The following is a 24,188-nucleotide window of genomic DNA, read 5'->3' as shown; positions in this document are numbered from 1 at the left end:
TACCCCCTTTATTAACATGACAACTCAAAAACTAAAAGGGAGTAGTGAAGATTAAAAAAAATATAAAAGGTACGCCGTGCTGTTGCAAAAAGTTACGGATGTATTTTACGGCTTCGCGCAAATGTACTTTTACTGTTAATGGAGAAATGTTTAGTTGTTCAGCTACTTCTTTTTGTTTCATACCCTGCATCTGGCAAAGTTGATAGACTATTTTTTGCTGCGGAGACAAATTCGCAATCGCCTGATCAACCAATTGTTTGGTATCCCTGTATTCAATAGAATTTTGGGTATCTGAATTGACTTCTGTCCAATCTTTTTGGCTCAAACTAAAGTTTTTTTGTTCTATAGCAATCCTTTTTAGCTCATTTAACGTTTCGTTTTTAGAAATGACACGCAAATAACCGCCAAAATTGTCAACATTAGGCAGTACTTCTCTTTTTATCCAGATTTTAATAAATATTTCCTGAACAATCTCCTTAGATAGTTCTTCTGAATGGAGCAGTTTTAAGGCGTAAGCATAAACTTTGTTTCTGTAAAAATCAAATAGTATACTGAAAGCATGCTGATTACCCGTAGCGATTTGCGCCAGGATCAACTTTTCATCTTTCAGTTCCTTATTTTCCATATGGCTAATATATCAAATTAAGTGAACTTGCCATTCAATCTTACACAATCCTGCAGAGTCATGTAAAGACCTCAACTATATTTTCTGCTGTGGCAACAAAATGAATTAGCTAAAGAGATAAATGTTGACGCTAAGGTACATTTAATATAAAAGACCAGGACAGTTAACTGATCTGGTCTTTTATATTTAGTTGCGGTATAATGCTAATTCCTTTTCCTTCGGATCAGTAAAATGGCTCCAAAAACCCCAATTAGACCAGGGATGATGCCAAGGTAAATGATTTGAAAAATAGAAATATCTCCCCTACTTACGGTGAGTAGGTTGTCTATGGTTCTCGGTCTGCTTACATCTACAGGAAAACTTCCGCCAGTAAGCCAGCTAAATATATTGTGTGTAAATACATAATTTGCCTTGTTAATATTTTGCTTACTCAATTCTCCGTTACTGAAAAAAGAGGCATCACCAATTACCAGTATGTTCTGATTTTTCCCATTAACTTCCCTGTTTAGGGCATAAGCCAAAGGAATAACCCCTTTCTGATCTCCTTCATTGGGATTGTAACTTAACCTAAGCGAGTCTCCCAGCAAAGGGCTAATCCTGTTCCAGTTTTTATCAGGATCTGTTACCAGCATTGGCGCAACCTTAAAGGCTTTACCGGCTTGAGGTGTCGGAGTGCTATAACTAAGCGCCGCAGCATTAGGCAAGGCAACCGGAATTCTATAGCTCACCGTCTCTCTAAATGCAGGAATCACTCCGGCTTCGGCAGAAAACTGAGCCAGAGCGTAAGTAAGACCTATATCTTTTGTATTTTGGATGATGATTCCTTTTTTCAACTGAACACCCAATGGCGCAATTACCGGATTAATAAAAGACTGTCTACCCGGTTCACCTGCAATTAACATAGAGCCTCCTTTAGCAATAAAATCGTTTATTTTATCTAGTTCGGCAGCTGTAAAGGCTTTCCATGGGTCAGCAATTACCAGCACATCTACATCAGCAGGAATGTCTTTAGCCAGCGAAAGTGTAAATACACCATAACCAAGATTGATTAATGAAGAGCGGGAACCGAGATAAGAAACAATATCCTGATAGTCCTGTTCGGCCATTCCATCTATATTTGGTTCATCATGTCCGGCAATAAACCCTATTTTCGGCGCCTTAACCAACAACTGCTTTAGGGCAACAGAAATTTCCTGCTCACCTGGGTATGCCTGCGGATCATTAAACATCCGTAGAAAGGTAGTTTTGCCCTCGTAGTTTAACTGACGCACAAAGCGGTTTTTTTCGGAACGTAAATCAATGATTTTACGGATCTCTACCGGCGACAGGATATTTGAAAAGTTCATCCGTTCTGCTTCTGCTTTCCGCTTTGCCTGTTTCAGTAACTCGGCAGCATCTGCAGTTGAACGAGGATCTTCCAATGGCTGGTCATAATAATAAACATATTCCATCTCCATATCAGGTTTAAAACGGATAAACTTTTCAAAATTCTCCATGTCACTGATCTGGTTTGATGGCAAGCCTAAATATGCTGTAGGCTCTAGAATGTTCACATATGCCGTAATTTTTAAGGGCTTATCAAACTGCTCAATCAAATCCCGGCTGGTCTTGGTGAGTGTATTAGTTTTTTGAGCAGTTACATCACTATAAATTGTAAAAGCAGGCCTGGAGCTGACATAACCTAAAATAAGTACAGTTGCAATAAGCCCCACATAACGGCTCACAGCAGAAAACATTCCCCTGGCTCTTCTGTCATCCTGCAATTTTATAATGGCAAGCAATAAGAACAAGCCAATTACCAAGATAAAATACACTAGATCTTTACTGGATATTAAGCCAAAAAACAAGCGCCCGGCCCGGCCATTAATAGAAAGAAAATACGTCAAGTCTCTAACAAAAGCCACATTTTGCCATACTCCACCAATATAGCTAAGCACACCCAGTACCACCAAAGTACTTAGTGCAGCAATCATCTGATACGAAGTAAGGCAAGACATGTACAATCCTATTGCAGCGTAAGCACAGATCAATAAATACAGACCCAGCAGACTCGAAAACAGTATTCCATAATCTATATTCTGTATGGAGTAAATCCCGCCAACGCAAATCGTCATCATAATGATAACCAGCAGCAGGCCATATATCATCATGGATAAATACTTACCAAGAATAATAGAAGTTAGCTTAACTGGCGAAGAGAAAAGCAGTTTTATAGTCCCACTACTTGTTTCCCTGCTCATTAATCCCATGGTAACCAATGGAATATAGAGGTATAAATATTTCTGAAGCTGCGCAAAAAAACTACTGCTGCTACTAAACATATAAATGGTCAAATCTGACAATTGCGTACCACTATATTGACTAGACTCAAATATGGCCAGTTTATCAGTAAAGCTAATCCCACATTGCAGGGAAAAGATAATGAGGATTAACCAGGCTATAGGCGAGAAGAACAGTGTCTCCAACTCCTGCCTGGCTATTTTTAAAATTACTTTCATCGTTATTTAAGATTCAGATTTCTTTGATTTATTGGATAGTTGGGCAAAAATGGCTTCTAGGGAACTTTTCTCCAGACTAATTTCCCTAAGACGCCAATCATGGGCAGCACTTGTATCAATTACCATTTCGGTGATATCAGGGTCTTCAAGGAAATGCAATCGAAACTGCCCGTTCATTAAAGCTTCTGCTTTTGTAATGCCTGGGATGGCCAGCATTTCAGCAAGTGCTGGTGGCCTGCGCCAGCTCACCAGCAAACTATCTGGCTGGATGTAGTTGTTAAAAGCATCCATACTGTCTTCAAATACCATTTTCCCACCTTCTATCATTCTGATATGTTTACAGGTGGCCTGCACCTCAGAAAGAATGTGTGAGGAGAAGATTACGGAACGTTCTTCGGCAATCTCTGTAATCAATGCCCTAACTTCCAGGATCTGATTAGGATCTAAACCGTTGGTAGGCTCATCCAGCACCACTAATCTGGGTGTGTGCAAAATGGCCTGCGCAATACCGGCCCTCTGGCGGTATCCGCCAGAGAGGTTACTGATTAATCGTTTGTGAAAGTGCGCCACGCCACATTTTTCCATGGCCCTGTCTACAGCTTCACCTATTTGTTTTTCGGGAATGAGTCTAAGGTGTGCGCAATAAGTAAGGTACTCTTTTACTGTAAAATCAAAATACAGCGGTGGGTTCTGAGGCAAAAAGCCCAATAACTTTTTCGCTTTTTCAGGCTCTTTGGCCAGATTTATCCCACCAATGAAAATGTTTCCCGTAGTTTGCGTAAGTACACCACAAAGGATGTTCATGATGGTAGATTTTCCGGCGCCATTGGCACCTAATAATCCAAGGATTCCTTCATTTTCCTTAATTTCGAAATTGATGTCTTTTACAGCCCAATCCCTGCCATATCGGTGTGATAGGTTCTCTATTTTAACAATACTGTCCATTTAATATCTATTCTGCTCTATCGTGTTTGTTATGGATTATTGGGCATTCCTGGGTTGGCGGTGATGTACGGACTTGGCAAGCGCAGCGTCAACCTGGCTTCGCGTAAGGGATGTGTTGCGGATACATTTCCTTCGCTGTCATATTCAACATGCGACTTTAACGTATAACCCAACAATGGGTCATTGTGCAACCTGCGCATATCAAACCAGCGGTAGCCTTCTGCAGCAAATTCACGCACACGCTCATCAATTATAAATTGGAGTAAAGCAAGCTTATTGGATGCCGTAGCTGAAGGCACAGTTGCATCTGCCGCTGGCATTCGGTTATTTCGTAAAGTCATCAAATCCTGCAACCCACCGCTTAGATTACCCTCACGCACCCTGCTTTCTGCCCGCATCAGGTACAAATCAGGTAGCTGCAAACCAAACTTAATGTTGTTATAGCCATATTTACGAACCCTTTTTTGCTGGTTCGCCGGGTTTACAGGAATTGGATCTCCAGAGCTGAACAGGTCGGTATAAAAAAACAAACGCAAGTCGTTAGCACCGTACAAATTGTAGGCTGGGTCTGACAACAACAAACCATCGATGCCTATAGGCTGATATTCCCCCACGTACACATTTACTGCATACAAAGATTCTGTATAGTCGTTGGGGTTATTACCTGGCCCATTTGGCCCGCCATATTCATCAATTGGCAGAAATGAGCCTGTAGAATTGGCGTCAAATTCATCGTTATAATTGTAAAGTCTGGCAGGTTTAGTTTGCTTACTTAAATCTGTTATCGCCGCATCCAAATAAGGTAATGCTTCAGCGGATTTGTTCATAAATAGGTATGTTTTACCTAAAATTGCTTCAGCAGCAGGCTTGCTCATCCGGTTCGCAAATTTCTGGTTTAGGGGCAAATCAGGGATCGCCTCAGTAAGGTCTTTTAACATAAAATCATAAACCTCCTGTACCGTGCGCCTTGTAAAAGACTGGTGTGCAATATCTGCAGTTTCAATGATCGGAAATCCAAGGTCGTTTGCAGCACTTATTGCATTGTAAGGTTTAGCATACAAATTAATCATTTGCAGATAAATCCATGCCCGGGTTGCTTTTGCCTCAGCAATTAAGCTGCGCTTTTGCTGTGCTGTACCATCTTCTGTGGTAGGTACTTCAATGATGACCTTGTTGCAGGTATATAAATTATTTAAAAAATATTTTAAATCATAAGAGTCTTTTCCGTCATCGTATACCAAATCCGCATATCTAAACAAGCGTTGCGTTTCAATGGTACCATTGTCGCTCAAAAAGTTTTCTGCTGCCGACACCTCGTCTCCTAGTAATATGGCTACTTGTAAACCACCCTCATCCAGGGTATAAAACTTTCTGCTGTTCATCAGCAAATCATAGTGCTCCAGTTTGGTCGCTACAATACGTTGCTTTTGGTCTATTTCTACAAAGCTTTTTTTACAGGAGCTTAAGCCTGCGCAAACTAAAATCCCCACCAATAACAGGGTATAATAATATCTTTTCATGTCTTTTGATTATGATGATTAAAAGCTGATGTTTGTACCTAAACTAAATGAATGCTTAAAAGGAGGCAAACTTCTTCCACCACCAGATAAACTGGCATATTCAGGATCTATCCCATCCTTATTTTTGGCCCAGACCAAAAAGTTAGTACCCTGTACAAAAAACCTTGCAGAACCGATGTGCAACGCTCTCGTAATATTTGATGGCAAGGAGTATGACAAGGAAATATCGCGCAACTTCACATATGCAGCGCTTACCACATTAGCGTCACCTCTTGAATAATAATCTAGTTCCCTTTGCGAACTCTGCGAGCTATTTGCTATATAACGAGGAATATTCGTGATCAGCTCATCACCTGGGTTTCTCCAGCGCTCTAAAAACAACGTGCTAAGATTTCCAGAAAAAGAGCCTTCCGTACCGCTTAAACGGCCGGTAAAAAAGTCGATGGTTTCTTTACGCATTACGTTCCCGAGGTTATAAGACAAATTTGCACTGATGCTAAAATCTTTATAACTAAAAGTATTAGACAAACCGCCATTAAATTTCGGTATGGTAGTGCCCATGTATACAATATCATCTACTTGTGCAACATTCCTGTCTTTGGTAACTGTTCCGTCATTCAGTCGTACCATAGGATCTCCTGCAGCATCTAGTCCGGCATATTGGTATGCAAATAAAGAAGACATGCTATGGCCAACGTAATAATTTGAGCCTACTTTACCCAATGCTGATAATAATTCGATAGGTACTACTTCATACGAAACCAGTTTATTGTAATTGTAACTGAAGTTGAATGTTGTACTCCAGTTAAAATCATTGCTCTGAATATTCTGGCTCGTTAAACTCAATTCTATTCCTTTGTTTGATAATTGACCGAGGTTACCAGTAGCATCTTTAACCCCAACAAACGGGTTGCGCAGTACGGTGGCTAGTAGATTGGTGGTGTTCCTGTCGTACAGGTCAATACTACCATTTAGTCGGGATTTAAGGGTAGAAAAGTTAATTCCAATATTAATGGTGCGGGTGGATTCCCAGTTTAAACCTCTGTTTGCCGGGATATCGATATAAGCCCCGTCACCAACGATAGCATTGTAATTTTCAAGTGCTAAAACATCTTTTGATGAGTTTGCGCCAGAAGCAGGTGCATTTCCGGTCATCCCATAGGTTGCACGGATACCAAGATCATCTAACCAGGTTAAATTTTTCATAAATGGCTCTTTGATAATCTGCCATTTTCCACCTACGCTCCAGATAGGCTTGTCCTGAACTGCGGCATCACCACCCACCTGTGTATTGCGGTCTACTCTCCAACTTCCATCCAATGTATATTTACCGTCGAAAGTATAACTTAATAAGGCAAAATAGGAGGCAAACCTGCTAACCAGGTCTGTTGTAGAAAATGGAGCTTCTGCCAATCCACCACGACCGCCAGGTACAGTTGGAAAAATCCCCCGTTTTAAGGCTGCGTAATCCAGGAGTGCATAGGTTTGCTTGTCTAAATCGTAACCCCTAAGCACGGATATTGTACTATAACCGTGCTGCTCGTTGCCTTCCTGGCCCAACTGTACCGATAAGTAATCTTTTCCATCACGTACTCTTGAGTTGTAAATTAACTGGTTACGTACGGTCCAGTCTTTTTGAGTACTTTCACCCACACTGTAAGTACCACCTGTAGTAGGCAGATAATAAACAGGTACATCATCTATAGTTGGCGCCACGGTTAAATTTAACAATTGCCTTCTTGAACTGTAACTCCTGTAGTCATTATAATTATGGGTAGTACCCGGGGATTTCTGAATGCCATAATTCCCTTGAAAAACTAAACCTTTAAATAGCTTTAGCTCAACTCCACCAATGACATTGATGGCCGTTCTGTTGGCATCGTTAAAACCGAAATCGCGTTCATTCAATGGATTATAATCCAAATTAATGCGGCTACGCGCTTCCCAATCTGCCTTATCTTCCGCAGCAATAGCCTGGATATAATTTAAGTTTAAATTATTGCCCTGATTGTCTTTAAATAACTGGTAAGGAAGTACATCAGCCGGTACTGTTGGTGCGTTATCTCCTTTGCTAATGGAATTGTTCAATCCTGTGAACAGCGTAAAAGTTAAGTATTTGGTGGGGTTAAACGTTTGGTTCAGGTTAAGCCTGTAAGTTTCGCCTTTTTGCCCCGGCCTGTTGCTGCGATCGTTGGTATAAGAAACCGAGGTATAGGCAGAATAAAGTTCCGTACCACCACCGATGGACAGGGTATGGTTACTAGTGATGGCATTTTGTGACCAAAGTTCATTCAGCTGACTGGTATTGTCTATAGCCGCCAGACTATCCAATTTGGCACTGGCAGCACTTGTAATGCTCCTGGTATTTCCAATTCGTCCATCGTACAAGATCTGCTCGTGTGGCGCCACAAAACGGAATGGAGAGTATGCGGGGTAATTAGACTGGCTAAATAATTCCCTTGCTGTTTGAATGTATTGCGCTGAATTCATCAGTCGCATATAATCCCGGTCTGGTCTTCCCTGGATATTTACAAATCCGGAATAACTGATATTCAGCTTTTTTTCTTTTGCACCAGATTTGGTGGTTACTACAATCACCCCATTGGCAGATTTAATTCCCCATATGGCTGCCGCAGCGGCATCCTTAAGCACGGTAATATCCTCAACATCATCCGGATTGATATTGGAAAAGTTTTCAACCCTCATTCCATTAACTACATACAAGGGTTCTGTATCTGTCCTTACGCTCCCTTTACCTCTTACTAAGGCTTTTTGTGTTCTACCCTTCTCATCATTTCCATCTAAATTATTCGGGCCGTTAAAAATGGTTAAGCCCGGCACCAAGCCGTCCAGGCGACTCATAATGTCCATTGATCCTGTACGTTTTTTAAATATCTCCATATCTGGCTTGGCAAAAGATCCAGTAGCCCGTTCTTTAGAAATTTTCTGGTAACCGGTATTGTAAGTGATGTTCACTTCCTGAAGTTTACTGCTGGCCAATTTCATCGCTACAGCCATGTTGGGCTCTACCTTAACTTCCAGTTTTTCATAACCTAAAAAGGTAATGACCAGAATAGCTTCCTCATCAACATTGTTCAGGCTAAACTCTCCTTTATCATTGGTTTTTACAAAACGGCTGCTGCCTTTTACGGTTAAAGTAGCACCGGGCATAGGCATGCCATTTTCATCCAGCAAAAGCCCCTTAACATCAATATTAGCAAATACAGATGAGATTTTTTCCAGAATGGAGGGCTGCTTTTCTTTCACAATAATTGTCTTTTCCTGAATCACGAATGTAAACGGCTGACCAGAAAAGGAGCGCTCTAAAGCTTCCTGTAAACTTGCATCCTTAATGTAAATATCTACTGCTTTTGCCTTTTTGAGCAGGTTTCTGTTAAACAGAAAATCATACCCGCTCTGCAAACGAATCTTATTAAAGATTTGTTCTAAGGCTGCGTTCTTTTCGTTTAGTGAGATCTTCTGCGCATAACCGGCTGCGCTGACCTGCATTATGGTTGCTATTAATAAAACGGTGGTTAGTCGCATAATGAGCATAGTTTTGCGGACATACCGCAAAGGTATACCCAAGTTCCTTGTGTAAATTTTGTACATTTGTATTGGTTCTAAGTTGATACTGTTGTCTAAATATTATTGACGGAACTGATCATCGCCAGGAGTGTTCGTAGCACCTCTGGCTTTTTTATTTAAGCTTCGTCATTTCAGGTTTTGGTAACTATTTACTCACTGTTATCTTCCTCCCTTCTACTTTAAAATGAACAGCTCCTGTTTCTTCCATAAGGTTTAACAGCACAGAAATATTTTTAGACCTTGAAACCAGTCCTCCTAACGGGATGTCTAAAGGTGCGGAAGCATCATATATGATTTCTACGTCGTACCATCGGGCTATTTTACGCATTACATTTCTAAAGTCTGCATTTCTGAAAACGAAATCACCTTTTTTCCAGGCAATGGCCTCCTGCAAATCTGCATTTTGCATTTTTATTGCTTCCCTGCGGTCAAATATTGCCTGCTGACCAGGCATTAAAATTAGATCTCTCGTTGCTTCGTGCTGTCGAGATGACGGCATAACACGGGCGGAACCTTCCACCAAAGTAGTTTTCACTACTGGTTCGTCATTGTAGCTGTTAATATTAAATTGTGTACCTATATCTTCTACTACCTGGCCTGCGGTTTCAACTCGGAAAGGCTGTTTAGCATCATGAAAAACGTCAAAATATGCCTCACCACTTAAAATTACCTTTCGCTCTTTTAAATTGGCAAAACTTGCCGGAAATTTTAATGATGAGGCCGCATTCAACCAAATCTTTGATCCATCCGGTAAATTAACCTGATACTGGCCACCTCTGGGTGTAGAAATCGTATTGTAACTCCGCTCATCCTGAATTTTCAGGTTTTGCTGAACAACAGTATAAACCACCTGTCCATCTGCTAATTTCACAATACTAATACCCGATTCTTTAGCAATCTCTCCCTTACCTGCACCAGAAAGGTCTATTTTTTTACCGTTAGCCAATGTTAATATTGCCCGGTTGTTTCCGGCAGGAATATCACTTTTAGCATCAAGTTGTTGATAGCGATCTTCTTTAGGACGGTTCAAAATGATCGCTAAGCCTATGATTAATAGTATAGATGCCGCAGCAGCAATCTGGTACCAAAGCTTTAATGAAGCTCCCTTAATTTCTTTTACTACAACTTCTAGAGGTGCTTCTATACTGGTTTTTTGCGCCAAAATATCCCAGATTTTGTAGATATCCGTTAAGCGTTCCTCTTCAGAAACTGCTATCGGGTTTAAAACCCTATGTTTCAGATACCAGGTCTCTACAATAGATTTTTCTTCTTCTGTACACAAGCCTTGCTGATACTTCTCTAGTAATTCTTTAGCTTTTGTTGTTTTCATTTACAGCAAACGGAAGGTTTTATGCCTCCAATTAAAACAAAGACAAGCAAGATGGCCTTAGGGCCCAGACAAAATTGAAAATAATTGAAATAAATTAAAAAAAGACAACTAATTCATCAAAACAAGAAACACAAACAAAGGGCCGAGCTTCCCTTTTAATGCTTTCAAACTATTATTCACTTGATTTTTGACTGTTTTTTCAGACAAACCTAATTTTTCAGCAATCTCCTTATGAGAAAGCCCTTCTTTTCTACTCAATTCAAAAACAGCACGCATTTTTTCGGGCAATGCAGAAATTTCCTTTTCAATAATCAGCCTTAGCTCTTTCTCCCTCACCAAATGATCCGTTAACGCTTCTCCATGGTCTATAAAATCCTGCAAAGAAGTGATATAGTCAGAAGCTACCTTTTTATGGAGTATAACATTTAAAATCCTGTTCCTAACCGCTGTATATAAATAGCCAGATAATGTAGTGTGGATGACGATGCTTTCTCTTTTCGTCCATAATGAAACAAAAAGTTCCTGTACCAGGTCAATGGCCTCCTCCCTGTCTTGTAATTTCGAATACGCATGGCCCTGCAATACATTGGTATACCGTTTATAAATTTCAGTAAATGCCAAGTGATCACCAGACCTTAAAAGATCCGTTAACTCTACATCAGTATAGTTACGGTAAACATCCATCTAATGAAACTTAACCTTAAGCTTAATTTCTTTATCGTTCATCCCTTTGCCAGGATGCCATTTTGATCCATTGGTAATCAATTCAATTGCCTTTTTACTCATTGCATCGCCATCACTTTTCACAACCTTCAAATTTAATGGTTTTCCTTCAGGCCCGAGCGTAAAGGTAAGCGTCACTTTTCCTTTGCTTTTATCGCCAAGTGTAGCTTCTTTTTCTAAATAGTGCTCATAAACCTTCCAGCCCACTAAAGGTTCAGGTTTTTGCTTTTTTACAGCTCCATGGGCAGCAACAACTACCTCATTAAGGGTATTCGTAGTAGTTATAATAATCACACCATTTGCAGCCCTGGATCCATACAACGCAGTTGCAGAAGCATCTTTTAAAACCTCAAAGGACGAAATCACCTTCGGATCCAGCGCATTGATATCTCCATTGTAAGGCATTCCATCCACAATAAACAATGGTTTCTGATCACCTGTTAAGGTACTCATCCCCCTAATCCTTATGCTATTTTCAGCATCTTTTTTAAGTGGCTTAGCCTCAGACCTCTCTCTTTTACTTTTTGACACACTTATACCAGCCAAACGACCAACCAACGCATCCTGCAAGGTAGCCTTTGCCTTCAAAGAGGTATCTATCGTGGAAACCGAACCCGTAATTGATGTTTTCTTTTGCACGCCATACCCTATAACCACTACTTCGTTCAAAGCCTCTGCGTTGTAAATTATAGAATCTTTTCTTGCCAAATCAGCCATGGCAATACCTGGTTCTACACGCGAGCCTTTAACTTTTCTACTTGTTTTCTTTCTAACTGCTAATAAAGTTGGATTAGATTTAATCGCCTCCATTTCAGGCAAGGGTACTTCTTTGATAGCAACAGAAGTATCTGGTTTTGCCTGTTCAATTACCTCTTTAGATTGAATTACCTCTTTAGACTGCGTAACCAAAGCCACATCCGCTGGCTTATCCAGCATAAAAAAGGCAATAAACCCAATACCTATCAGCAAGGATGCCGCTATGGAAAAAGTTTTCCAGGAAATCAACTTTACAGAACGTTTTTCAGCAATACGGTTTGTAATTAGCTGGCTGATTTCCTCAAATTGTTTTGCATCCCCATTTCTATCTCCCATTTCCATGCCCGTAATCACATCCATCAACATAGGATCATCCTGTGCCTGCCTTTCCAGCTGGTACATAGCAGGTCCATCAAGCTCTCCGTTAAGATACTTCCTGATTAATGATATGTCGGGATGATTACTCTTCACGATTTTTTTCCATGCAAATTTTTAAATTCCTCTTACCATTCTGTATGTAGCTTTTAACGTCATTTAAACTAAATCCGGTATGGTCTACAATATCCTTATAGCATTTTTCCTGCAAAAAAAACAATTGAATGCTTTGCTTTTGCCGCTCAGGAAGCTTTTCCAAACATTGTTCCAGTGCAGTCAGTTTCCTTTCCTTCCCTTCTGGATCCTCTTGATGCGAAAAGTCAGGAGATTCCACAAAATCTTCAAAAGGAACTTGGGGCATTTTTTTGCCGGCACGTAATTGCATCAAACAATGGTTGCGGCTCAACCCATATAACCAGTTCCCGAAATGCTTAATTTCCTGCCTTTTAACTTTGGTAATCAGTTCTTCAAAAATCTGCATCACTGCATCTTTACTCGCCTCTGCATCCTGCAGATAGCGTAAACAAACGTAATATACCATAGATGAATGATTTTGAAACAATTCTGAAAGCAATACCAAATCATCAGTCTCCTGATATCGCTTTAACAGCAACTCCTCGTTTACAGGATCTGATTTTTTAGTGCTACTTAACCAATTCATCTAGGCATAAAAGTAGTTTTTTTCTGTTGATTATGGTAGGTACTAATTTAAAACTTCCAAAATCCCCTCATTTTCAATAATCATCATACCTTGTCTATCAGTGGTTATACCTTCCTGCAGTACATAAGTATATGTAGGCTTGTTTCCCTCCATTACCGTAGGTAAATAAGAAAACTGCAAATTACTATCTTCTTCTTTTAAGGCTGTTCCAACTTCTATGATGTGCGTAGAAATGATAAAGGAACAGTTCCTATACTTAGCAAAAGATCTGCTTACCTCTAACGTGCCATCGTAAGCATCTTTTACATTGGTTCCTTTAAACAACTCGTCAAATAATACCAACATATTTTTTCCGCTGGCCACTTCTTCTGCAACATGTTTTACCCTCAATACTTCAGCGTAGAAATGACTATAGCCCATGTTTAAGTTATCAGGAACATTAATAGAAGAATATAAGCCATCCAAAACTGAAAACTGCATATCCCTGGCTGCAACAGGGAATCCTAAATGGGCAAGATAAACAGCTATTCCAGCAGCTTTCATAAAAGTAGACTTCCCTGCCATATTTGCGCCGGTCAGGAAAATCATATTACGCTGCTGGTTAAATGAAACCGGATTAGCTATTCCTTTTAATAAAGCCGGATGCCATAAAGCAGTACTTCGGATCACATTTAACTCCTTCGGTAAAGCATTTGCGTAAGCAAAGCCCCTTTCCTTTGCAACATTAGCTACCGAGATAAATACATCCAGACGATAAACAGAGGTTAATAAAGCGGCTAACTTTTCCCGGTGCTTGTGTTTCAGCAAGAAATCATATCTAGCCACCTTAGCTATCGAAAGATTTGCCTTACTGTGTTCCAATTTTATCCATTGCAAATCAGGCTCGGCAAACAGCAGCTCCAGCAGCTCAACTTCCTTTTTATAAGGATGATCCACTTGATTTGTTAATTGCTGTGCAGCACTTAGCCGCTTCACGAAATCATAACAAACATTTAAAAATTCAACCGTTGCCAGCAAACCGCCATAAATCAAATCAAATTGCCCATCGTGTAAAAACGATGCTTTGCCTTTTGCAACAAGCATATCAACCAGTACTGCAAGATAATTATTTCCGGCAGCCATTCCAAGATAACTTTCTGCTTGTTCAAACATATGCTGTTCAAAAGGAAATTCGAGGTCCATTTCCTCAAAACACTTAAAAAGCGTACTCCGCTCATTGATAAGATCTGCATCTAACAAAGGATGTTGAAACATCTCCTGAAGCAATCTTTCTCCTCCCTTAGTATGTACTTTATTAAAGATATTGTAAATGGAATGCTGTTTGTATTTCCCTAAAAGGTTCAGGTCCGTTAGCGTTTGTTTATCAACTATAAATTCATTCCAAACCGAAGGAAGGGTGCCACGTTCCAGCAATTCCAAAATGCCCTCATTTTTAATAATAACCATTCCATGCCGGTCTGCAGTAAGCCCTTTCTCCAATTTATATGTATAAACCGGCTTTGTCCCTTCCATTCTGGTAGGTAAATACACAAAATTAATGTTTTCACATCGCGTCTTCAATATTTCCCCTGCTTCAATAATGTGTGTAGAGATCATAAACATACTGTCTCGCTTTTTTGCAAATGCTTCTGTAAAAGCTATTGTAGCTTCTGCTGCATCTTTTACATTGGTACCACGAAACAACTCGTCAAAAAGGACAAACAAGTTTTTAGTTTTCAATTCGTTTGCTACTTTTTTTGCGCGCAACACCTCTGCATAGAAATGGCTGGCCCCCATCCCTAAATCGTCAGGCAGGTTTATGGTGGTAAAAATCCCATCTAATACCGAAAACTCCATCGTTACGGCGGCAATTGGGAAACCCATGTGCGCCAGGTACAAGGCCACGCTCAAAGACTTCATTAAGGTAGACTTACCTGCCATATTTGCCCCTGTAAGGAAAATCACATTGCTGTTTGGCGTAATTTCAATGGAATTGGTGACCGCGTTTATAATTTGTGGGTGATATAGGCCTTCTAACTTAGCATAATGATGATCTCCAGGTAATGCTTTAGGAAAACAAAATCCTTTTGAATTGGCAACCTTGGCGAGCGACAGATAAACATCCAGAAAGTAAATCTGCCGAAGTAATTTCTGCAGCAAGTCACGCTCCCGAAAGCGAAAAAGCACATCAAGTTCAGCATCTTCCATTGCAGATCGTTTACTTTTGCTAAGTGCAACAGCCACACTTTCAAAAACTGCCGAAGACAGTAAATGTCTTATTCCATCCATCTCCTCCTGGTAAGGATGCCCGGCTTTCAACTCAAACGATGTCACGAAGCCTTGCAGCCCCCGAATCAAATCTACTACTGCATCAATTCCCTTATGGATAATTAAGGTCTCTGTATCCATAGCAATCAAATTGCTGAGCCTTTTAGTAGCCGACTGCTCCTGCCCCAGCAATTTAGTTCGCTCATCAGTATTCAGCAAATACTGCTCAATTGCGTCAAAAATAGCCGTATCAAAAGGAAAGGCTAAATTGGTCCCGGCAAAATATTGAATAATGCCACTTCGGCGGTTAATGACCTTTTCGTCAGTTAAAGGATACCTAAACATCTCCTCTAACAAAGCTGCACCCCCTCGTGTTACGGTTTTATTAAAAATGGCAAACACAGAATTATTTCCGTGTTTACCAAAAATATTCAGGTCCTCCAGCGTTTGCCGGTCTGTTGCAAATTGCATAGCTATTTTCTTTTACGCCTCATTAAAAATATAGAACCAATTACCAGTAATATTCCTGGCAATACGCCCATGTAAACTATTTTTATCGTTTTTAAACCCGCAGAAGTCAAATTAAATCTATTGTCTTTCATTGGCTCATGACGGGTATCTACCGGAAACTCATTGTTCGCAAACCAGCTAAACAGACCAATACCCAATGCCATATTTGCCGGTTCCGTCTCCATTCGTCTCATTAAGCCCCCATTACTGAACAAATCAACACTTCCTGAGATCACGATACGCTGTTCCCGGCCATTAACTTTACGGTTTAAAGCCAATACCGTAGGGAAACTTCCTTTAACATCCCCATCTGCCGGCACAAAAGCAACGGTGCCAGAATCCGCAACCAATTTGCCTTTTTTTAACCAGCTTACCCGTTCGTCTGTTACCACAAGTGGCTGTATCGTAAAAGGTCCCGTTTTTACATAAGATAAAGCAGTTGCCCCCATCATACCAATCACCGAACCATTCTTTACCGGTTCCTGCAAATGCCAGGAATAGCTTGCAGCAGCATCAGTTAGTTTAGCCTTAATCAACTCGTAAGTAAATCCATCATTGCTAGCACCCATAGACTGTCCATTGATAGAAATGCCCACGCTTCCCATGCTTGGTCCCTGGTTGCCCTTTGGTTTACCCACATTCAATAGATTGTCGTCTTGCACCAGCTGACCATCCATTAACTGGACACCCAAACCCTTAAGTAAGGGGTTAATGACAGTTTGTTTTCCAGGCTCAGCCGTAATTAATAAATTGCCTCCACCATCTATATAGCGCTGAATTTGGGCCATTCCCACAGGACTGAAATCCTTACGTGGACCAGCAATCACTAAAACAGAAGCATCCGCAGGAATCTCCTGTTCAGTTAAAGAAATGCTTTCGGTATCAAAACCCTGGTTAATTAATGACTCTCTGGTACCAATGCCATTGCTTAGAATTCCATAGTCCCTATCTCCCTGAGGATTTCTGCCACGCTCCATTTCACTTTCTACAAAAACAATCTTCGGAAAGCTTTTTGCCGTTAACCTGTGTAAAGCTGCAGCAATCTCCGTTTCTGAAGGAAAAGTTTTCATATCATTATACAATCTTAAAAAGGTTGATTTTCCTTTGGACTTTAGCTGAATAACATAACGGTTATTTTCTGTACGCAGGTCTACCTCTTTTCTGATTTCTTCCGGAGTTTTAAATTTATCCATACTCATGTGAAAAGACTTGGCAGAATTTTCAGCAATTTGCTTCAACGTTTTCCCAGGATTATTCTCCATCAGCTGCTGTTCCTTTCCAGGCATGTCATAATAATATACGTACTTTAAAGTCACATTATGCTTAGCCCTCAGGTAAGGCTCCCAACGGTCCAGGTCCGTATTGCGCTGATTCGGTAAACCCTGCCATATAAATGGATCAAGTAAGTTGATGTACGAAGTAATTTCTAAAGGTTCATCGCCCAATTGTTCTACCCCTTTCAAGGCATTTGGATGGAGTGTAAATACTTTTGTACCTGTGCCATCGTAAGAAGCGATAAACCTAGGCATACTGCTTACGTAACCTATAAGAAGCGCCAGAGCAAAGGTTGCTGAATACTTTATAACAGCATGTAAAGTAGAAACCGTTTTCCTGTCAGATTGTAACCTGAAAAATGTAAACATCAGGAACATGGCAATAATTACAACAAAGTAAATCACATCTTTACTACTCAGCAAACCAACAGTCATATGATCCGTTCTTGAGGTAATAGAAAGAAAGTAAGTCAGACTTCTGATAAAATCAATATCCTGCCAAACCGTACCAATGTAACTGAATACACCAAATACCACCAGCGTACTCAGTGCCGCTACTACCTGATATGTGGTCAATGCCGACATAAACAAACCGATAGCAGAATAGGTACACAGGAGCATAAAAATACCAAACAAGCCCACCAGCATGGAAGATGTATCGGCAGATTTAATGATAAATGTACTGGTGAATACAAATATAGAAAGGACCAGGGTTAGCAAAAAGCTATAAAAAACCATAGCAATATATTTACCGCCCACAATCTCTCTTAGTTTAACAGGAGAAGAATACAGTAATTTGATGGTGCCACTGTTGGTCTCACGGCTAATCAGGCCCATGGTAATCAATGGAAGATATAAAAAGATTTTTTTGACCATTGCTCCGTAAAGCCCGTAAAACCCAAATACATTATTGGTCAAATACCCAACGGACCGAAGATAGCCACCGCCCAATTCCTGTTTAGTGAGCCATTCTTCTACAATAGAGGTATACGTTAATGAACTTTGAAAAACAAAGATAATGGTCAGAAACCAGGCAATAGGTGAGTAAAATAAGGTCTTCAGCTCAGCGATTGCAATTTTTAATGAAGTGTTCATTACAATATGATTAGGTAGTTTTAATTTTTGATTTATTAGACAACTGTGCAAATATTTCATCTACAGAACTTTTGTCGAGACTAATTTCTCTCAACTGCCAGCGGTTTTGAACGCTGGTTTCTACAATGCGTTCCGTTACTTCCTGATCGCCGTTAAAGAAGATACGCAGCTGTCTTTCGGTCAACACATCCACACTCGTAACGCCTGGTATTTTTAGCAATTCAGCTACTGCAGGCGCATTGTGCAACTGTACCACTACACTATGCGGCTCTACATAATTGTTAAAAGCTTCCATGCTGTCAGCAAAAACAATCTTTCCACCCTCAATCATAGTGATGTCGTTGCACAGCAATTGTATTTCAGAAAGCACATGAGATGACAGGATAACTGCCCTGTCGGCCGCAATCTCCTTAATCAGCAAACGGACTTCCACAATTTGGTTGGGGTCAAGGCCATTTGTAGGCTCGTCCAATACCACCAGCTTAGGGCGATGAATAATGGCTTGCGCTATCCCCACACGCTGTTTATACCCCCCAGACAGGTTTTTAAGCAGCCTGTTGCTAAAATGGGCAATTCCACATCGCTCCTTAGCCTCTTCTACCGCCTGCTTAATTTTATTCTTCGCAATTAAACGGAGCTGGGCACAATAAACCAGGTATTCATCTACGGTATAATCCAGGTATAGTGGCGGGTTTTGGGGTAAAAAACCAATGCGTTTTTTTGCCTCCTCAGGATGCATACTCATGTCTATCCCATCAATGTAAACCTTCCCTTCCGTATTGTTTAACACGCCACACATGATGTTCATTGTGGTTGATTTACCAGCACCATTGGAACCCAGCAGACCTACAATACCAGTCTCATTAATTTCCAGGTTGATGTCACGGATAGCCCATGAAGTACTGTACCTGTGAGATAAATTTTCAATTTTTAAAATCGGATGTTTCATATATTTTTTAAAAAAGAGTACCTGCCCGCCTGCAAAAGCAGACAGGTACATCATGAAATCTATAGGTGTTATTTATTTATAACCCAGGTTCTGGATCAGAAAAGGATTCAATTGTATTTGGGTCCTTGGAATGGGATAAAGCAGATCGTTATCTTCAAAGTCAGGCTTAAGCGTAGTTAGTACAGTCACAGCCTCACCTGTTCTCTTCAGGTCAAACCATCGGTTGCCCCATTCACACATCAGTTCTATCCTTCTTTCCTTCGCCACAGCTTCCAGGCAATCCGCTTTAGAAATTGTCCTGGAATAAGCAGGCAGTGCAGTAGTTGTTCCTCGGGCACGTTCCCGCAGCTCGTTGATGTCATCAACCGCATCCCCTACCAGGTTAAGTTGAGCCAGGGCTTCTGCACGGATCAGGTATTGCTCGCCCATGCGCAACATCATATAATCCTCAATCGTGCTTGCCTTTGTATCCCAGTTTTTATATTTATACGGTGCATAAATATCTTCAAAAGTTGTTGCTCCAGTCTGAATTCGGGTAAGGTTTAGCCATTTTTCCTTTCTCGGATCACCAATTTCAAAAGCATTCAACAGTGCATCCGTAACCTGATAACTTGGCAACTGACCGGGAGCGTAGGGGTAAGCAAGAAAAGCACGTGCTTCTGCAGTTTGTGAAGTGATTAAGCTAATTGCGGGCAATTGCCAAATCGCTTCATTACTTCCTGTAAGAAAAATATTGTCAATGGGCACCAGCGAATAATGACCAGAACCAATCACCTCAGTCGCAAGATCAGCAGCCTTTCTCCATTCTTTCCTGTAAAGATATACCTTCGCAAGCAAAGCTTTTACTACATAAGTGTTTGGTCTGGCACGACCAGAAGACGGATAATCTATACTGATGTCCCTTTCCGCATCCAAAAGATCAGAAAAAATTTGAGCATAAACCTGATCTACCGATGCCCTTGGCAGGGTTCTGGTTAATTTATAATCAATGCTGGTCACCAACGGCACACCACCGTATAAGTTAACGAGGGTAAAATAATACAATGCCCTTACCATTTTTAACTCAGCCAGCAGTTGTTTCTTTAAGGAAGCACTTATTCCGGTGCTGCCATTTATACCTTGCAAACAAGCATTTACAATATACAGCTTCTCTGTACCATAGGCACCATTCCATAAGTCACTAACCGTATAATTATCTGCCAGGATATTATTGTTCTGAAGTTGCACAGCGCCCTCGTCCCAGCCTTGTGTCGTATTCAACTCATCAGATGATAAGCCTGTTGCCGCAGTCATTGCCCCACTTAAAAAAGAAGGATTTCCAGATGAGGCACCAATACCATTGTAAACGCCTGCCATAGCACTCATTACATTGGCACTATCGGTAAAAACAAGTGCATCTGCCACCCTGTTGGCAGGATTATCAGGAATCTCTACCAACTTTTTACATGCATTGTTAACCAAGCATATGATGATTAAAAGAGTGGTTATTTTTAAATATGATGTATGAAATTTCATTTTCGTTGCTTTAATAGTTAAAGGATAAACCAAATGCAATGTTGCGCTGAATCGGCATGCCGTAAGTACTTCCTGCAGCTTCCGGATCACCTACTTTATAACCGGTTATCGTAAATAAGTTCTGCGTATTCACATAAACCTTAAAGTTCTGCATACCAGCTTTTCTAAATACAGCCTGAGGAAGTGTATACCCTAAAGACACCGTTTTTAACCGGATATAAGAAGCATCACTAATGGCACCAGAAGATATCTGGAAGGCACCTGCAGCAGTAGAAACCTCGCCATACGTGGAAGTTGCTTTCTGAATATCACTGATGTCGCCAGGCTTTTTCCAATGATCCAGCGCTATAACAGGAATATTGCCCAAACCGCCGATTCCAGTTCTACCCTGTGAATAGAGTCCTCCAATATAGTTTATACCCAGCGTTTTACTGAATTGGAGAAATACAGATAAACTGAAATTTTTATACGTAAAATTATTGCCTAAACCTCCGAAAAATTTAGGTTGCAAATCAGCAATTATGCTTTGATCGCCACCCTTAGAAGCCAGGTTATAGTCTGGGTTGCTGGTCACTTCTCCATTGGCTTTATAAAATTCAAACAAACCTGTTTCCGGGTTAACGCCCTTATAATTAAAGCCAAGCACCGCACTGGTAGACTGCCCAATAAAATAACTATAATTATATGCAGAGTTTTCTAAGCCGGGAAAAGCAATGAGCTTGTTACGGTTAAAGCTAATGTTAAATGAAGAGTTCCAGTTAAAATCCTTCGACTTCAAATTGGTTGAAGTCAGTGTAAATTCCCATCCTTTATCCTGCAATACAGCCTGGAAATTTTCTGTAACATCGTTAAAACCAACCTGAATTGGCAAGGCACTCGCAATCAATTGGTTTCCCGTTCTATTTCTATACCATGTACCGTTAATGATCAGTCTGTTGTTTAAAAATCCAAGATCCATACTGATGTTCAGGGATTTCTTTGTGCTCCAGCTGTAATCGGGGTTATATAAATTATAAGGAATATACGAACGTACACCCTGAAACAAGGGGGCAGTGGTGCCAGATATCCAGTATGGTTTGTAACGGTATGCTTCTACACCATCACCTCCTGTGGTACCGTAACTTCCGTAGAGTTTGGCATAACTTACAAAAGGCAGTAGGTTTTTAAAGCCCTGTTCTTCTGAAAAAATCCAACCCAATGCTGCTGAACCAAAATTGCCAAGCTGGCGTCCAGACCCAAAATTACTTGAAATGTCTCTCCTGGCAGTTAAACTCAGGATATACTTCTGGTTGTAAATGTAGCCGAGCCTTCCAAATCCTCCACTATATTTATAAATGGTATTATTGTCTCCAATTTGAAAACTGGTCGCCCCGCTTAAAGATCCCATCAATGCTTCACTTCCATACCCTTGTGCCATAATATTGGTACTGTAATCCAGGCTTTTCTTATAGGTAGAACCCAAAAGCACATTTAAAACACCCCTGCCTAGATTGCGTTCAAAATCCAGTTGCGGCTCGATGTTAAGGGTTTCAAACTTCTGATCTCCAACCTCAACCCTGGATATCGCATTATAAGCCGGGTTTACCGAACTTTTAGGATGTGTGGTATACTGTGTAGTATTAAACCGGCTATATCCCAAATTCGTGGTAAACTTAAGCCCGTTCATGATTTTCCAGCCTAGCCTTAAAGAAGTATTTAAATTATAAGATTGTGCCAAACTGGTTTCTTTTATATAAGCGTACTGTTGAAACTGGGTAATATCTACCCCTTTGTAATTCCAGACCAGGTTTCCCGATGCATCCAGCATATCCGGCAGGTTTGGCGGAGTAAGGTAAATTGACGTAATGTTAGGATTCCCTGAAGTATTATTTCTATTATAAGAATAATCAGTCCCGAAATCAAAGGTTAACCTGTTATTCCATACGCCATGATGAACGGCAGAGTGCATGGTAAAAGTCTTCTCCGCGTAATCACCCGGGAAATTATAATCCGATTTTGAATATCCACCACTAAATACAAAGTTTGTATTTTCAGAACCTCCGGTCAAACTCCCGTGCGTGCGTGTTGTACTAGCTGTATTGTTAAAGAATTCGTCGTAGAAATTAGTATACTTATTCTGGTCAAAGACCACCAAATCAGGGAAACTATACATATCATATTGGTCTGGTGCGATCCCATCGTTGGTAGCAGCTTCTTTTCTTAATTCCAGGTATTGCTGGGTATTCAGCATTTGCAATGGCCGTGCTACCCTGTTGATACTTTTATCTACAGTTGCCGTAAAACTGGTTTTACCACCTTTACCTTTTTTGGTCGTAATCAATATTACACCATTTAAACCCTGAGTGCCATAAATTGAAGTCGCGTCAGCATCTTTAAGCACAGTTATTGACTCAATATCGGCCGGATTAATGTTATTGAATGGACTTACACCCAGTTCCATTCCGTCACCAGTACGGGCTGCACCAAGTGCAAAATATTGATTAATATCTCTGTTTTGAGGTGCAAAAGGTACGCCGTCAATAATGAACAGAGGTTGGTTGTAAAGTTCATCATCACTGCCAAACGCAAAAGAAGATCTCAAAGTATTTTGTCCCCTGATCTGAAGTTTAACCGAACTTCCGGGTGCACCACTGCTTTGTCTTAACTCAAGACCTGGAACGCGTCCCTGTAGGGCTTGTAAAACATTGGTCACAGGTTGACTGGCAATGTCTTCAGCAGTAATGGTTACCGCAGAGCCTACGCTAAAGCGCCTGGTATTGGTACCATAGGCAATAACTTGTACAGCGTCCAGATTGGCATCAAAACGCTCCATTTTAATCTCGCCCATATCTGGTTTAACTTTAAGGCTTTTAGTTTTAAAGCCTACATAGGAAATTGTTAACACAGCCTTTTCATCTAAGCCAGGCAAGTAAAATCTTCCATCACCATCTGTATTGGTCACCATATGGCCTTTCTCCCATAAAACTGAAGCCCCGGCTAATGGAATACCCTCTTCGTCTATAACACGTCCACGGACATTAATTTTATTAAAATAATTCACTACATCCTCCAGCAAAGAAGTCTTTTTCTTTCTTGCAATAATGGTCTGATCCTGGATCGTGTAACTCATATCTCTATTCTTAAAAATATCATCAAGCACATCCTTAAGTAGCAGATTATTAAAATCAGCATCCATCTTTTCAGAGCTTTTAATGGCATCCAACAGGAACACGTTATAACCTGTTTGCTTTCTGATTTCAGAAAACACCTTATCCAGCGTCACATTTTTCTCTGAAAATGTGATTCGCTGTCCGTAAGAGGCAGCACTCACCTGCATTATCGCAGCAATCAATATGACAGTGGTTAACTTCATAATCAATAGAAATTTTGTCATGCAGCGCGGCAGGCTGCACGAAATCTTGGTATAAATTTTATACATTTACGTGTCTTTAAATCGTGAATAATTGTCTTCTTCAATCGTTCTCCCATTCAATGGGATAGATTTTCAGGTATTTTAGAAAAGGGGTGTTAGCGCACTCCTTTTTTTATACAAGAAACCTTTGGGCTTGCCTACGTTTTTTCTTTGAGAATTTTCATG

At 40.5% G+C, this 24,188-nt stretch carries 14 protein-coding genes; all 14 read right to left on the bottom strand.

The annotated features are described in order from the left end of the window. Positions 1–31: 31 nt before the first annotated feature. The 14 genes from LPB86_RS10405 to LPB86_RS10340 all read right to left on the bottom strand — a co-directional run bounded on the left by LPB86_RS10405 (position 32) and on the right by LPB86_RS10340 (position 23,963). The gene (locus LPB86_RS10405) at positions 32–625 is read right to left on the bottom strand and encodes an RNA polymerase sigma factor (protein WP_230643318.1); all 594 of its coding nucleotides are present in this window, start codon (positions 623–625) and stop codon (positions 32–34) included. A 203-nt stretch (positions 626–828) separates the two neighbouring features. Then, positions 829–3,123: a Gldg family protein gene (locus LPB86_RS10400; RefSeq protein WP_230643315.1), complete on the bottom strand. Its 2,295-nt coding sequence runs from the start codon at positions 3,121–3,123 to the stop codon at positions 829–831. Positions 3,124–3,129: 6 nt separating this feature from the next. Further along, positions 3,130–4,068 carry an ABC transporter ATP-binding protein gene (locus tag LPB86_RS10395; protein WP_230643312.1) on the bottom strand — a complete coding sequence of 313 codons (939 nt, stop codon included), beginning with the start codon at positions 4,066–4,068 and terminating at the stop codon, positions 3,130–3,132. 29 nt (positions 4,069–4,097) lie between these two features. Then, entirely contained in the window at positions 4,098–5,588 is a 1,491-nt protein-coding gene (locus LPB86_RS10390) for a RagB/SusD family nutrient uptake outer membrane protein (RefSeq protein WP_230643310.1), read from the bottom strand. Between the two features lie 18 nt (positions 5,589–5,606). Next, positions 5,607–9,098, bottom strand: a complete 3,492-nt coding sequence (locus tag LPB86_RS10385; RefSeq protein ID WP_230643307.1) for a SusC/RagA family TonB-linked outer membrane protein — start codon at positions 9,096–9,098, stop codon at positions 5,607–5,609. Positions 9,099–9,321: 223 nt separating this feature from the next. Further along, positions 9,322–10,506: a FecR family protein gene (locus tag LPB86_RS10380; protein ID WP_230643304.1), complete on the bottom strand. Its 1,185-nt coding sequence runs from the start codon at positions 10,504–10,506 to the stop codon at positions 9,322–9,324. Between the two features lie 108 nt (positions 10,507–10,614). After that, the gene (locus tag LPB86_RS10375) at positions 10,615–11,190 is read right to left on the bottom strand and encodes an RNA polymerase sigma-70 factor (protein WP_230643302.1); all 576 of its coding nucleotides are present in this window, start codon (positions 11,188–11,190) and stop codon (positions 10,615–10,617) included. Then, on the bottom strand, positions 11,191–12,456 hold the full coding sequence (locus LPB86_RS20960; RefSeq protein WP_230643300.1) for a TonB family protein: 1,266 nt from the start codon (positions 12,454–12,456) through the stop codon (positions 11,191–11,193). It lies immediately after the preceding gene. Then, positions 12,446–13,021 (bottom strand): RNA polymerase sigma factor, encoded by a 576-nt coding sequence (locus tag LPB86_RS10365; RefSeq protein WP_230643297.1) that lies wholly within the window; start codon positions 13,019–13,021, stop codon positions 12,446–12,448. The genes LPB86_RS20960 and LPB86_RS10365 overlap by 11 nt, the downstream gene beginning before the upstream one ends. A 42-nt stretch (positions 13,022–13,063) precedes the next feature. Further along, on the bottom strand, positions 13,064–15,739 hold the full coding sequence (locus tag LPB86_RS10360) for a hypothetical protein (RefSeq protein ID WP_230643294.1): 2,676 nt from the start codon (positions 15,737–15,739) through the stop codon (positions 13,064–13,066). 2 nt (positions 15,740–15,741) lie between these two features. Continuing rightward, a complete protein-coding gene (locus tag LPB86_RS10355) occupies positions 15,742–18,147 on the bottom strand; it encodes a Gldg family protein (RefSeq protein ID WP_230643292.1) in 2,406 nt (801 codons plus the stop codon). A gap of 10 nt (positions 18,148–18,157) precedes the next feature. Beyond that, positions 18,158–19,096, bottom strand: coding sequence for an ABC transporter ATP-binding protein (locus tag LPB86_RS10350; RefSeq protein WP_230643290.1), 939 nt, complete (start codon positions 19,094–19,096; stop codon positions 18,158–18,160). Positions 19,097–19,168: 72 nt separating this feature from the next. Beyond that, a complete protein-coding gene (locus LPB86_RS10345) occupies positions 19,169–20,611 on the bottom strand; it encodes a RagB/SusD family nutrient uptake outer membrane protein (RefSeq protein ID WP_230643287.1) in 1,443 nt (480 codons plus the stop codon). Between the two features lie 10 nt (positions 20,612–20,621). Beyond that, on the bottom strand, positions 20,622–23,963 hold the full coding sequence (locus LPB86_RS10340) for a SusC/RagA family TonB-linked outer membrane protein (protein ID WP_230643285.1): 3,342 nt from the start codon (positions 23,961–23,963) through the stop codon (positions 20,622–20,624). Positions 23,964–24,188: the final 225 nt, after the last annotated feature.

The sequence above is a fragment of the Pedobacter sp. MC2016-14 genome (assembly GCF_020991475.1).
Taxonomy (GTDB): Bacteria; Bacteroidota; Bacteroidia; order Sphingobacteriales; family Sphingobacteriaceae; genus Pedobacter.
Note: the sequence above shows the minus strand (reverse complement) of the source record. Positions and strands in the feature narration are given on the sequence as shown.

Bases quoted from the DNA above. Each gene is read 5' to 3' on its own strand.
- LPB86_RS10405 (WP_230643318.1), bottom strand. From the start codon at position 625: ATGGAAAATAAGGAACTGAAAGATGAAAAGTTGATCCTGGCGCAAATC.
- LPB86_RS10400 (WP_230643315.1), bottom strand. From the start codon at position 3,123: ATGAAAGTAATTTTAAAAATAGCCAGGCAGGAGTTGGAGACACTGTTC.
- LPB86_RS10395 (WP_230643312.1), bottom strand. From the start codon at position 4,068: ATGGACAGTATTGTTAAAATAGAGAACCTATCACACCGATATGGCAGG.
- LPB86_RS10390 (WP_230643310.1), bottom strand. From the start codon at position 5,588: ATGAAAAGATATTATTATACCCTGTTATTGGTGGGGATTTTAGTTTGC.
- LPB86_RS10385 (WP_230643307.1), bottom strand. From the start codon at position 9,098: ATGCAGGTCAGCGCAGCCGGTTATGCGCAGAAGATCTCACTAAACGAA.
- LPB86_RS10380 (WP_230643304.1), bottom strand. From the start codon at position 10,506: ATGAAAACAACAAAAGCTAAAGAATTACTAGAGAAGTATCAGCAAGGC.
- LPB86_RS10375 (WP_230643302.1), bottom strand. From the start codon at position 11,190: ATGGATGTTTACCGTAACTATACTGATGTAGAGTTAACGGATCTTTTA.
- LPB86_RS10365 (WP_230643297.1), bottom strand. From the start codon at position 13,021: ATGAATTGGTTAAGTAGCACTAAAAAATCAGATCCTGTAAACGAGGAG.
- LPB86_RS10360 (WP_230643294.1), bottom strand. From the start codon at position 15,739: ATGCAATTTGCAACAGACCGGCAAACGCTGGAGGACCTGAATATTTTT.
- LPB86_RS10355 (WP_230643292.1), bottom strand. From the start codon at position 18,147: ATGAACACTTCATTAAAAATTGCAATCGCTGAGCTGAAGACCTTATTT.
- LPB86_RS10350 (WP_230643290.1), bottom strand. From the start codon at position 19,096: ATGAAACATCCGATTTTAAAAATTGAAAATTTATCTCACAGGTACAGT.
- LPB86_RS10345 (WP_230643287.1), bottom strand. From the start codon at position 20,611: ATGAAATTTCATACATCATATTTAAAAATAACCACTCTTTTAATCATC.
- LPB86_RS10340 (WP_230643285.1), bottom strand. From the start codon at position 23,963: ATGAAGTTAACCACTGTCATATTGATTGCTGCGATAATGCAGGTGAGT.